Origin of the sequence: Sphaerochaeta globosa str. Buddy, from assembly GCF_000190435.1 — a bacterium.
GTDB classification, from domain to species: Bacteria; Spirochaetota; Spirochaetia; order Sphaerochaetales; family Sphaerochaetaceae; genus Sphaerochaeta; species Sphaerochaeta globosa.
Window position 1 is genome coordinate 2687754 of sequence record NC_015152.1, and the last position, 11776, is coordinate 2699529.

Sequence of the window (11776 nt, forward strand, 5' to 3'; positions counted from 1 at the left end):
ATTCACCTATTTAGCGTATCGGTTGCTGTGCCTTCTGCAAGTTCTGCAGCAAGTGCAAACGTCTCGCTGAGGGTTGGGTGCGGATGGATGCTTAGCGAAATATCCTGGGCGACAGCGCCCATCTCAAGGGCAAGCACAGCCTCAGAGATAAGCTCGCCTGCATTCCTCCCACAAATTCCCGCTCCCAACAAGCGTCCTGTCTTTTCGTCGTAGAGGGCCTTGCTGACCCCCTCGGAGGCGACAGCGCTCAATGCCCTCCCATTTGCCGTCCACGGGAACGAACCTTTCTTGAAGGCTATCCCCTTCTCCTTAGCCTCCATTTCGGTCAAACCAATCCATGCGACCTCGGGGTTTGTATAGGCGACAGAGGGGATCCCCATGGGAGTGAAAGCAGAAGCGTGTCCCGATGCCACCTCGGCTGCCACCTTGCCCTGGTGACTGCTCTTATGGGCGAGCATGGGGTCTCCCACAACATCTCCAATGGCAAACACATGAGCGACATTGGTCCTCAGCTTCTTGTCCACCTCGATCCAGCCGCGCTTGGTCGTCTTAATCGACGTATTCTCTAGTGTAATGCCATCGGAATTGGCCTTCCTTCCCACTGCTACAAGCACAGCATCAGCTTCGATTGTGCTAGGAGCCTTCTCCCCCTTTAAATAGAGCACAAGGCCATCCTTTCTCGCTTCCACCTTCTCGACTTTCGTGGAGGTATAGATGGCTGCATACTGCTTCTTGAGCTTTCTCACCAATGGCTGCTTGAGATCGGTGTCAGCAGGAGGGATGAGGGAATCCATCATCTCAATAATGGTAATCTCCGAGCCCAGGGCGTGGTACATGGTAGCCACTTCCAGCCCTATGATCCCTCCCCCTATGATCGCAAGCCGCTTGGGAATGTGCGTGAGCTCCAAGGCTTTTGTAGAGTCCCAGATACGCTGGTCCTCGTAAGGAATGCCCGGTATCTGCACCGAACGGGAGCCGACGGCGATAATCAAGTCTTCAAAGGTAAGCTTCAGCTCTTCCTTATCGGTAACCACCTTCAGCTCGGTATCACTGAGAAACGTACCGACTCCCACCAAGCGTTCGACCTTTCTTGCCTTGCATAACTGGTCCAGCCCCGAGGTAAGGGTATGTACGACCGAATCCCTATGGGCTCTGATCTTCTCCAGGTCAAACGTAGGCTTACCGAAAGACACTCCAAGCGGAGCAAGCTTTTGGGCATCCTCTATCACCTCGGCAAGGTGGAGCAACGTCTTGGAAGGGATGCAGCCTACATTCAGGCATACCCCTCCCAAAACAGAGCTCTTTTCGATGAGCGTTACCTTCCGACCTAAATCAGCAGCCCTAAAAGCTGCACTATACCCACCGGGTCCTCCTCCGAGGACCACGAGGTCTGTTTTCTTTTCTTGCATCTGTACACACCTCCTTAGAGTAGTACACGTCGCAAATCGCCCAAGAGGGAGGCGAGATACGTGGTAAAGCGAACTGCTGCAGCACCATCGATGACTCTATGGTCGTAGGCTACAGAGAAAGGCAGAACGTCACGGGGAGCAAATTCCTTGCCATTCCATACCGGCTTCTTGGTAAGCCGTGAGACACCAAGGATGGCAACCTGCGGTGGGTTGATCAAGGGCGTGAATGCCGTACCACCGATTCCTCCGAGGCTTGAAATGCTGAACGATCCTCCGCTAAGGTCCTCCGGCTTCAGTTTTCTGTCTCGGGCACGCTGGCTTATGGATGTAATCTCTCTTGCAATCTCTGTCACACTCTTCGTATCGGCATCCTTGAGAACCGGTACGATCAGGCCCTCGGGGGTGTCCACAGCAACCCCGATATGGTAGTAGTGCTTGAGAATCAACTCACCGCTGTCCTCATCAAAGGAAGCGTTCATCTCAGGGAACTTCTTCAATGCTGCGACAACAGCCTTGATAATGAAGGGAAGGATGCTGATATTCACAGGCTCGTCACTTCGCTTCATCTCTTCCTTGATCGCCTTTCGCAAAACCTCAAGATCGGTGACATCAGCCTCATCAAATTGGGTGACATGAGGAATGATCTGCCAACTCTTCTGCAGATGCGGTCCGGAGATTTTCTGAATACGGGAAAGTCTCTTTCGTTCGGTCTTCCCGTACTTTGAAAAGTCCTCCAGCTCGATTTTGCCGAAGGAAGCAGTAGACTCTTTGCTACCACTGAGAGCCTTCTTGACCAAAGCCTGCACATCTTCATGCAAGATCCTTCCGTTGGGCCCGCTACCCTTCACCAGAGCAAGATCGACTCCGAGCTCCCGTGCATACTTGCGTAGTGAAGGGGTAGCATGAAAGACAGCACCCGGTGCCTGTTCATTGATAAGCTCACTGGCAGGTTCTTTCTCTTCGGCCACTTCTGTCGGCTGCTCAATTTCAGCAACCACTTCCGGCTTTATTTCTTCCTTAGGTGCAGCAGGTTGTTGTTTCTCGGGCTCTTTTGCAGAGCTTTGCTTTGCTTCTTCAACTTCTTCTGATGCAACCTCAATCTCCGCCACCAGAGAGCCCTTGGAGACAGTATCGCCCTCCTTGATCAGAACCTTTGTGACGGTCCCTGCAAAGGGGGAAGGAATATCGATGACAGCCTTCTCACTTTCAAGAGCTACCACGGAGCCTTCAACTGCAATGATATCACCGACTTTGATGTACACATCAATGATCGGCACATCTTCGAAATCCCCGATATCCGGGATGAGTATTTGCTTTATTGCCATGTTTCCTACCTCCTTACTTCAACAATGGATTGGGCTTATCAACGTCAATGCCATATTTCTTTAGTGCCTCACTTACGCGCTTGGCAGGAATGGTACCTTCATCGGAAAGTCCCTTAAGCGCTGCAACGGCGATATAGTACCGGTCAACCTCAAAGAACCGTCTGAGGGCCTGTCTGAAATCAGATCTGCCAAATCCATCAGTACCCAGGATGGTAACCCTTGGATTGGGGATGAGCCTTCTGATCTGCTCAGGATAGGCCCTGATATAGTCGGTGCTTATCACCACCGGTCCGTCGTGGCCTTCCATAAGCTTGGTAAGGTACGGCACCTTCGCTTCAGCTTCCGGATGGGTGAGGTTGTATCGCTCTGCTTCAACGCCGTCACGATGCAGTTCATTGACCCCGAGAATGCTGTAGATGTCCGCTTCCACCCCGAAGTCCTTTGAAAGGAGCTCAGCAGCTGCGATGACTTCCCTCAGTATGGTTCCACTTCCCATAAGCTGGACGACAGGATTCTTGTTCTTCTTGGCTTTTTTGAAGAGGTAGGCACCCTTCCTAATCCCTTCCTCGACCCCCTTGGGCATCTCTGGATGGGTGTAGTTCTCATTCATCAGCGTGATGTAGTAGAAGATGTTCTCGTTATCCTCATACATGCGCTTCAATCCATCCTGGATGATTACAGCAAGCTCATAGGAGAAGGTGGGATCGTATGCCTGACAGGTTGGGTGGGTGGATGCCAAAAGCAACCCATGCCCGTCCTCATGCTGCAAACCCTCACCGTTTAAGGTAGTTCTTCCGGCAGTTGCTCCCAGTAAAAAGCCCTTTGCCCCACTGTCCCCTGCGGCCCAGATGAAGTCACCGATACGCTGGAAACCGAACATTGAGTAGAAAATGAAGAAAGGAATCATGGAAACCTTATGGTTTGCATAACTGGTAGCAGCTGCTATCCAAGAGGAGATGGCTCCGGCTTCGGTAATTCCCTCTTCCAGAATCTGTCCCTTCTTATCCTCGCGATACCAAAGGAACGAATCCTTGTCCACCGGCTCGTACAACTGGCCGTCCGGTGCATAAATTCCAATCTGTCTGAACAAGCCCTCCATACCGAATGTTCGTGCCTCATCGGAGACGATGGGAACAATTCTTTCACCAATGTTCTCGTCCTTAACCAGCTTGGTAAGCAGACGGACAAAGGCCATGGTGGTGGAAAGCTCTCTATCACCTGAAGAGGCAACCATGTCTTCAAAACTTTTGGATGCGGGAACCGTCAGCTTCTCTCCATCCTTATAACGGAAAGGAACAGGGCCTCCCATTACCTCTCGGCGCCTTGTGAGGAATTTCCCTTCTTTACTTTCTGGATCAGGCTTGATGAACACCATGTTCTTCGCCTGCTCGTCATCAATGGGTACATGGAAGTGATCCCTGAAGGCGAGAAGGTCTTTCTCTTCCATATGCTTCAGGTTGTGAGCGCCCATCGCACCTTCTCCGCTTCCCATGCCATACCCTTTGATGGTCTTGAAAAGAATGACCGTAGGGGCTCCCTTATGGTTCGATGCCGCATGGAAAGCCTGATAAATCTTTCTTGGGTCGTGACCTCCACGACTTAACTGCCACAGGTCCTTATCGGTCTTGCCTTCAATAAGCGACTCAAGGTATGCATCCCCGGAGAAAAGTTTCTCACGCAGATATGCGGGGCCTTTAGCCTGTATGGTCTGGAACTCCCCGTCAACCATGTGTGCGAGCTTTTGCAGGAGTAATCCTTTCGTATCCTTTTCCAAGATGGAGTCCCATTCAGTTCCCCAAATAACCTTGATGACATTCCAGCCGGCACCTCTGAACTTTCCTTCAAGTTCCTGGATAATCTTACCATTGCCGCGAACCGGTCCATCCAGGCGCTGCAGGTTGCAGTTAACCACAAAGATGAGGTTATCGAGTTTCTCTCTGGATGCGAGAGAGAGTGCGGCCAAGGACTCAGGTTCGTCCGATTCGCCATCACCCATGAATACCCAGACTTTCCTGTCACCTTGTTTCTTCAGACCCCTTCCTTCCATATACTTCATGAAGCGTGCCTGATAGGTTGCCATCGAAGGACCAAGGCCCATCGAGACAGTCGGGAACTGCCAGAACTCAGGCATCAGGTAAGGGTGTGGGTAGGAAGAGAGGCCTTTCCCTTCTGTTTCCTGCCTGAAATGATCCAGTTGTTCTTCGCTCAGCCTTCCTTCCACAAATGCCCGGGCGTACATGCCTGGCGATGAGTGGCCTTGGAAGTAGATTAAGTCCGCACCGTGTTCGGACTGTGGTCCCCTAAAGAACCAGTTGAATCCCACTTCATACATTGCTGAAGAGGATGAGTAGCTGGCAATATGCCCGCCCAAGCCTTTTCCCCCTTCATTTGCCTTAGCTACCATTACCATGGCATTCCAACGGACAAACGCAGACACATTTCGGGCGATAAGGGACTCTTCGGCGGGAATGGCCGCACTCGGGTCAGTAATAGTTGTATTGATATAAGGGCTTATGACTCCAGGAGATGTTGCAACACCTTTGTTACGGGCGGTTTGGGTAAGTTCTGAAAGCAAATAATCAGTTTTCTGATCGCCTTCTTTCTGAATTACACCTTCTAACGACTGTAGCCAATCTTTGGTTTCTGCAGGGTCTGGATCATGAAAAATCTGTTTACTCATACATTTCCTCCGATGGTGAGTGTACGTACTTGATAATTTTATCATTAAAAATGCTATTTGTACCTTCAATTAATATACTACCAAAATTGTAGTATATCAACCTGCAATTGTGTTCACATGCGAGAATTCGTGAAGCCGAATACTTTGAAAGTGTATTTCTGACAAAGAGTTGCATATATGTAGCTTAAAATAGAATTTTTTACAATAAAATAAAAACAATGGCTTCATGCCAGTTGGACATGAAGCCAAGAATGAGAAGAGCACGTTACCGCCTATCGGCAGTCCCGCAGGATCTGAAAAACGATTACTCAGAAAGCACGGATGGCTCGAACATGAGCACAATAGGTCTTTGCCGCTTCAAGTGGTTCGGTTGGGTCTGAGAAGTTATCCATGAACGCAATTGCGGAGGAACGCTCGGAGGAACTCCAATAGTATGTATTAAAAAAGCCCCCAAGCCCACTTTGATGCAGTACCTGATACATCAAAGCAAGCTCGTCGTGGCTGGGGAGAAACCAATCATCGTAGGTCACCCCATCATGTTCAACCGAGAGATTTGCACAAAGCAGGGCAGCATACTCTCCATCTTGCCCGAGTTCATCGACGATCAGGTTGGTGTTTGCATAACCATCACCGATAGCAGAGTCTGCCGCTCCGACAAGCCGAAACTGCTCCGCACTACTCCACTGCTTGGCCACCCACTGAGTAGATACCGGGGCTGCCTCCAAATATCGCCATCCATCACTATATAAGCCCTTGTCAAAGAAAACATGCCCACCCGCAGAACTATTGAGATTCGTCGGGCTCCACTGTGCATAGAGCGTCGCAGTACTACCAGTAGACTTATCCCAGTTTTTGACACTGCTCATATCCGCTGCATAGTACAGGGTTCCTCCACTGCCTGCTTGATCAGAGTATCCACAGAACTGATACCCGGGTCTCTGAGGCGGATCCATATCAGGTGGCATGGGTTCTCCCAATACGGCAATAACATGGGTAGTTCCCCCAGAGCCTCCCTGCGGATCAAGGGTGATGGAACACAGGGGTATCCAAAGCGCATAGAGCGTCTGATCAACAGGTCCCATGGTGTACCGGCCTTCGTCACTATATTCTCGCTCCCCATCAGGGCTGGTCGACCAACCGGTAAAAACATAGCCAGAGTTTATGAACGCACATGTTGGCAGCGAAGCCTCTTGTCCGGTTGCAAGGGTAAGAGAACCCATTGACCTATCGCCACCGTTCGCATCAAAGCGTAGCGTTTGGACTGTAGGGGTCCACTTTGCATAGAGCAGGGTGTCGGCATCCACAACATCAGTGGTGAAGTTCCATGCCGTACTACAGGTACTTTCCTTATACCATCCGGCAAACGCATAGCCTTCTCGCTGCGGATTTTCCGGCTCGGAAAGTCGGTTTCCTTTGGCCACCCCTACTGCATCCAGGGAACTTCCCTCCCTACTGTCAAAATGGACCTGGACCATCTCAATTTCATCAGTACAGGATATCAACAGAAGCCCCATCGTCAGTATCTAGCCTACTACAAGTACCATACGTTGCAATGTGTGCATCACGAACTCTTCCTTCTCTATCCCTCAGCCACGTTCTTAAGCATGACGCTTGCCACCACGTACAGGCAAAGCATCAAAGCTGAGACAGCAAATAGGGGATGTTGGTATGTTATGGATGGCAGTATAAATTCCAGACTTTTAGCGGGTCAAGTAAAAAGGAGAGAATAATTGCTAATAGACCATCATGTATACAATACTGAAACGCCAATCACTGGTAACGTCTCGAGTAAAAAAGAATATACTGCAGAGCAAAAAGCCGTTGGTGTCACTTACTATCAGAAACGCAGCAGGGAACTCGCCTCGATAGACTGAAGGCCATACCTTCCTCCTACTTCAGGCACACACTATCAATGTGCATCCTATTGGATGCAGCAAGAGTGCGGCCTTACAATTTGTAGGAGTTATCAGCAAACGTTTATAACGTGCGGTTTATACCAAATAGGTTTCGGCGAACCCCATCGCCTGAATGCAGGCTAACCAAAAACGAACTTTTGGTCAATGTTGCTCAGATACCTCAAATCAAAATACAAGGAAAACTGCCTTAACCTTGCATAGCAGCACCTCTGAACTCTCTGATAAAAACGGGCCATGATTGATAAGGAAACAAGCTGTTATACGCAGGCTTACTCGATGCCTCACCCAGGCTGTCCGCTGAAGCGCCAACCTGGACCTTGAACGAACAAATCAAATTCCCTCAGAGGCAGGTATCCGGTATACTCTTTTCAGGAAAACACGAAGCCAAGTGCTTTAAGTCTTTCAGACCCAAATCCGTCCAGAGTCTCTCGCTGAAACATTTCGTGTAGGAAAAATGCATGCCTTGGATTGCTCAAGAAATCCATTTCAATATACGGGTTAGCAGCAGTAAGGGTTGTCGTTCAATGTCTGGAATCCAGACCAGGTGCATTGTCCCCTAAAACCCCTGAAAACTCATCACAGGGTCTTTCAACAATCAACATGCTGTGACCAATCAGCATCCTGTTGGTTTCATCGATGTGTCCGTACGATTTGATCACCTTGCCTTGCTGTTGCATGCTTTCCATCTGCTCGGAACCGAGTAGGTTATAGGAATATTGAATAATTATATTCTTGGATACCTGCGATAAACAAATAATTCAAATACTTCCAGAGGAAATCAAGGAAGTTCTTCGCATAATCAACGGTACTAAGAAAAATTTCCCTGAGACTAAAAACACTCTGGTATAGCTCGATTTCTGACAATATTTATTAAATAATATTTATTATTATTAATATTTGTTGTTAATTAATGAATATTGGTGTATATTGATTTTAGGTACTTTTTATTCCACATCACCTCCTACTTACAAAAAGATTCTAGGACAAATCCTAGGGAAAAGAGAAAAATCATGAAAAAAATGTTTATTGTAGTAGCAATCGTATTGCTATCAACCGGACTTCTGTTTGCAGCGCCAAGCTGGATAGGTGTCCAAGGCACAGCCTCTGTCAAACAGGAAACGGGAACTGAAGATCACACCATCATTCCTATCGGTTTGAATATCGCAGGAACCATTGGTATTGGCGATTCCCCCGTCGGAATAGGATTCCAAGCTGGTTTTTCCAAGACAGCTATTCACCAAAGGGACGGAGAGGAGTTGGAAGTCGAGGATTATCCGCTGACAATGAATGTTGGAGCTACTGGAAAATTCATGCTCCCCCTGTCAGACTTGCTCTCGCTTGAACTTGGTGCAGGCCTTATGTACGAACGGTATGCAAGAACTGGCAGTATCCTAGGAACTGATTATGTGATCAACTTCAATACACTCAGTGCGATACTTGCAAGTGACCTGCTCATCCACCTATCCGACTCCCTCGCAATTGTTGGAGGAGTAGATGTCGCATTCCCCCTTACCGAGCAGGGAGAATACACCCTCGGAGGGAGCTCGACTACGGTAGATTATGATGTCGAAGGCTACACGATTACGGGAAAACTAGGTGTTGCCCTCAGCTTCTAAAACCTACTAGAACCTGGCAATCCAAAAGGTAAAAGCCCTACATTCTCTGGAGTTCTCCAGAAACGTGTGGGGCTTTTTGTTGCGCTGATCATTTTGAAGAGTATCTCTGCAAAGTTCAAAAATGTGGCATACATCATTCTCGTTTAGTCTAAAAATCTCTCTATGGAAAGCAGTAGTAAGGGCATATCAACTCTTGGGAATCTGAAACGTACACGTGATCAAAATATTTCCCGGAGTAACCGAGGAAAGCATTACAGAATCTGGAGATAAACATTCGGCAATGCAAAAAGAATCTATACGATGGAAAATCAATATACCAGCCTTGTAATAGTAACTTACGGTTCTGAGAGTATTTCCAAGTACAGAGAACGAATGTAAAAGTGTCATGTTTAGCTTGCTTACAATTCTCAATCAACAAAGCCTAACTACCGTGATGTTGTCATAAATATGAGTACTAACTATATTTCTTTTATGACAATTTATGGTATACTAGAAATGAGAAAGAAGTAAGGAGTACGAACATGACTATCGATAACGTTGCAATCGGTAATCGCTTAAAAGAACTTCGCAAGCAGTCAGGATTGATGCAGAAACATATTGCAGATTATCTTGGAGTTGACCAAAGCCTCATTGCAAGATTTGAAAATGGGGATCGGGCAATGACCTCTGCAACTTTAGAGAAACTCGCTATGTTATACTGTTGCCCGGCAAGCAAGATTCTCTCAGGAGAACCTTGCAACACGTCTCTGAAATTCTCCTTCAGAACTGATAATGCCAGCATGAAAGACTTAGTGTCACTAGCAGAAATCAATAAGATTGTGTTGAATCAAATGATGATGGACCAGTTTTCCAATTAGGATTACCTATGGATAAAATGAAACTCAGAACCTATGCAGAGCAAGCTAGACACAGATGGGGAAAGGACTCAACATCTCCTCTTGATATTTTTGCAATTGTGAGCCAAATCGATACCGCAACGCTAGTATTATTCCCTTTTGGAGAAAATATTAGTGGTATATGCGTAAAAAGTCCTACATCGGCAGTGTTAGCCATCAACTCAACACAAACCCTGGGAAGACAAAGATTCTCTTTAGCACACGAGATGTATCATTACTGTTATGACAAGACCAATACAACCAACATATGCCCAACACAAATTGACTCTGGGGATATTGAAGAGAGGAATGCCGATAGGTTCGCTTCATATCTTTTGATACCACCGTTAGCCCTCAACGAACGAATAGCAAAATTGCGTAACGGTTCGAATCGCAATCTCACCACGAAAGATATAGTTGATCTGGAGCAATACTTTCAGGTAAGCAGGAAAGCCATACTATTCCGATTACGTGAAGAAAAACTACTCTCACAAGAAGCTTCGAAAAGCATGGAACAAAACGTCAAAATCACCGCTTCTGCATTTGGATATGATTTGGCACTCTATGAACCTAGACCAGTAGAAAGACAGAAGACCACATTGGGTTACTACATTGAAAAAGCAGAACAACTCTTAAGCGACAACAAAATTTCAACAGGGAAATATGAAGAGTACCTCCTCGACGCATTCAGAGCGGACATAGTTTTCGGCCCTGAGACTGAGGATGAGTATGTTGATTGATCCTATATATTTCGATACTGATTGTTTATCGGCCTTTCTGTGGGTGAAGCATGAAAATGTACTACAATCCCTCTATCCTGGAAGACTATTCATCCCGTATGAAACATATTCAGAGATATCTAAAGTTCCGCACCTTAAAGCCCAAACGGATAGTATGATAGCCAACCAGCAACTGCAAATCGAACATATTCTTATCGATTCTAAAGCATATGAAATATTTTCTACACTAACCTCGCCAAAAGCAGGCCGAATGGCCATTGGAAACGGAGAAGCCGCATGCATAGCCTTGGCAATCATCAACGATGGTTTGTTGGCCAGCAATAATCTGCGAGATGTCGCTCACTATGTAAAGATATACAACTTACAGCACATTACATCTCCAAGCATACTAGAGGCAGCTCTCAATCAGAAGTTAGTTACCGAAGCACAAGGCAATACAATTTGGGCTTCAATGTTAGCTAAGCGACGTAAGCTGCCAAATGCCACATTCTCCGATTATCTTTATCTGCACCAGTAGGTAAAAGCATCGAAAATGATCAGCTCTCATTGCCGGATTGCAATGTTTGCATGAGGGCAAAGAAATGACTGGGCTCACCGGTACTGAAATAAGAAAACCAAGCTTCCAGCGTATTCTCTTCAAACACCTCCAGGAGCTCAATAATCTGTTTCGCCCATAAGAGCGAAGCGGTCGAACCAGCAGTAACCAAGTTGCCATCAGTTACCGACCCTTGGTCAACGTACAATGCCTGGCCTTTATAGGAGGGAGAAACCATCTCCAAAAACCCAGGTCCGTTGCTGGTATGTCTTCGTTCGTCCAGCACCCCTGCATCAGCAAGCGCAACAGTAGAGCCGCAGATCGCACAGACCGTTGCACCGACAGCAAGCAATTCCTTTGCTTTCTTGATGATGGCACCATGTTTTGGATCGCTCCATGTATCGGCACCCGGCAGAAGCAGCACACTTGCATTACCTACGTTAATATCATCAACGAGGCAATCGACAGCGACCTTCAGGCCTCCCATCGTTATGACCAGATCCTTGGAACAACTCACCGTTTTAAGAGATATCCGCTCAGCATCCTTCTTGAAAAAGCGACTACTGTGCAGTTCCGCCGTCACATACCCCAGTTCCCAGTCGGCCAACGTATCAAGTACATACACATAGACAGTACGCATAGCTCCTCCTCATGGATTGCTTTCTGTATTGTTCCACTGT

10 protein-coding genes and 1 riboswitch are annotated in these 11776 nt (G+C 47.4%); of the genes, 4 read left to right on the forward strand and 6 right to left on the reverse strand.

Annotated features, from left to right (window positions below; genetic code table 11):
• Positions 1-2 precede the first annotated feature (2 nt).
• The 5 genes from lpdA to SPIBUDDY_RS16230 form a co-directional block, all read right to left on the reverse strand.
• Positions 3-1409, reverse strand: coding sequence for a dihydrolipoyl dehydrogenase (lpdA, locus tag SPIBUDDY_RS12520; protein WP_013608134.1), 1407 nt, complete (start codon positions 1407-1409; stop codon positions 3-5).
• Positions 1410-1423: 14 nt separating this feature from the next.
• Complete coding sequence (locus tag SPIBUDDY_RS12525) at positions 1424-2734, reverse strand: 2-oxo acid dehydrogenase subunit E2 (protein ID WP_013608135.1); 1311 nt, start codon at positions 2732-2734, stop codon at positions 1424-1426.
• 13 nt (positions 2735-2747) lie between these two features.
• The gene (aceE, locus tag SPIBUDDY_RS12530; protein ID WP_013608136.1) at positions 2748-5414 is read right to left on the reverse strand and encodes a pyruvate dehydrogenase (acetyl-transferring), homodimeric type; all 2667 of its coding nucleotides are present in this window, start codon (positions 5412-5414) and stop codon (positions 2748-2750) included.
• A gap of 308 nt (positions 5415-5722) precedes the next feature.
• Positions 5723-6928, reverse strand: a complete 1206-nt coding sequence (locus SPIBUDDY_RS12535) for an InlB B-repeat-containing protein (RefSeq protein ID WP_013608137.1) — start codon at positions 6926-6928, stop codon at positions 5723-5725.
• A 436-nt stretch (positions 6929-7364) separates the two neighbouring features.
• Positions 7365-7448: riboswitch (Fluoride riboswitch) on the reverse strand.
• 403 nt (positions 7449-7851) lie between these two features.
• Positions 7852-8016, reverse strand: coding sequence for a hypothetical protein (locus SPIBUDDY_RS16230; RefSeq protein WP_155816113.1), 165 nt, complete (start codon positions 8014-8016; stop codon positions 7852-7854).
• Positions 8017-8340: 324 nt separating this feature from the next.
• Between SPIBUDDY_RS16230 and SPIBUDDY_RS12540 the strand changes: the two genes are divergently transcribed.
• From SPIBUDDY_RS12540 to SPIBUDDY_RS12555, 4 genes are all read left to right on the forward strand, one after another.
• Positions 8341-8946, forward strand: a complete 606-nt coding sequence (locus tag SPIBUDDY_RS12540) for a hypothetical protein (RefSeq protein WP_013608138.1) — start codon at positions 8341-8343, stop codon at positions 8944-8946.
• Positions 8947-9467: 521 nt separating this feature from the next.
• Positions 9468-9803: a helix-turn-helix domain-containing protein gene (locus tag SPIBUDDY_RS12545; RefSeq protein WP_013608139.1), complete on the forward strand. Its 336-nt coding sequence runs from the start codon at positions 9468-9470 to the stop codon at positions 9801-9803.
• Between the two features lie 8 nt (positions 9804-9811).
• Positions 9812-10561: an ImmA/IrrE family metallo-endopeptidase gene (locus tag SPIBUDDY_RS12550; RefSeq protein WP_013608140.1), complete on the forward strand. Its 750-nt coding sequence runs from the start codon at positions 9812-9814 to the stop codon at positions 10559-10561.
• Positions 10551-11078, forward strand: a complete 528-nt coding sequence (locus SPIBUDDY_RS12555) for a hypothetical protein (RefSeq protein ID WP_013608141.1) — start codon at positions 10551-10553, stop codon at positions 11076-11078. The genes SPIBUDDY_RS12550 and SPIBUDDY_RS12555 overlap by 11 nt, the downstream gene beginning before the upstream one ends.
• A gap of 19 nt (positions 11079-11097) precedes the next feature.
• Here SPIBUDDY_RS12555 and SPIBUDDY_RS12560 read toward each other — a convergent pair whose 3' ends face one another.
• Entirely contained in the window at positions 11098-11736 is a 639-nt protein-coding gene (locus SPIBUDDY_RS12560) for a DJ-1/PfpI family protein (RefSeq protein WP_013608142.1), read from the reverse strand.
• Positions 11737-11776 lie beyond the last annotated feature (40 nt).

Coding starts and splice junctions, on each gene's coding strand:
- SPIBUDDY_RS12560 (WP_013608142.1), bottom strand. CDS start 11,736: ATGCGTACTGTCTATGTGTATGTACTTGATACGTTGGCCGACTGGGAA.
- SPIBUDDY_RS12535 (WP_013608137.1), bottom strand. CDS start 6,928: ATGGGGCTTCTGTTGATATCCTGTACTGATGAAATTGAGATGGTCCAG.
- SPIBUDDY_RS12555 (WP_013608141.1), top strand. CDS start 10,551: ATGTTGATTGATCCTATATATTTCGATACTGATTGTTTATCGGCCTTT.
- aceE (WP_013608136.1), bottom strand. CDS start 5,414: ATGAGTAAACAGATTTTTCATGATCCAGACCCTGCAGAAACCAAAGAT.
- SPIBUDDY_RS12545 (WP_013608139.1), top strand. CDS start 9,468: ATGACTATCGATAACGTTGCAATCGGTAATCGCTTAAAAGAACTTCGC.
- SPIBUDDY_RS12550 (WP_013608140.1), top strand. CDS start 9,812: ATGGATAAAATGAAACTCAGAACCTATGCAGAGCAAGCTAGACACAGA.
- SPIBUDDY_RS12540 (WP_013608138.1), top strand. CDS start 8,341: ATGAAAAAAATGTTTATTGTAGTAGCAATCGTATTGCTATCAACCGGA.
- lpdA (WP_013608134.1), bottom strand. CDS start 1,409: ATGCAAGAAAAGAAAACAGACCTCGTGGTCCTCGGAGGAGGACCCGGT.
- SPIBUDDY_RS16230 (WP_155816113.1), bottom strand. CDS start 8,016: ATGGAAAGCATGCAACAGCAAGGCAAGGTGATCAAATCGTACGGACAC.
- SPIBUDDY_RS12525 (WP_013608135.1), bottom strand. CDS start 2,734: ATGGCAATAAAGCAAATACTCATCCCGGATATCGGGGATTTCGAAGAT.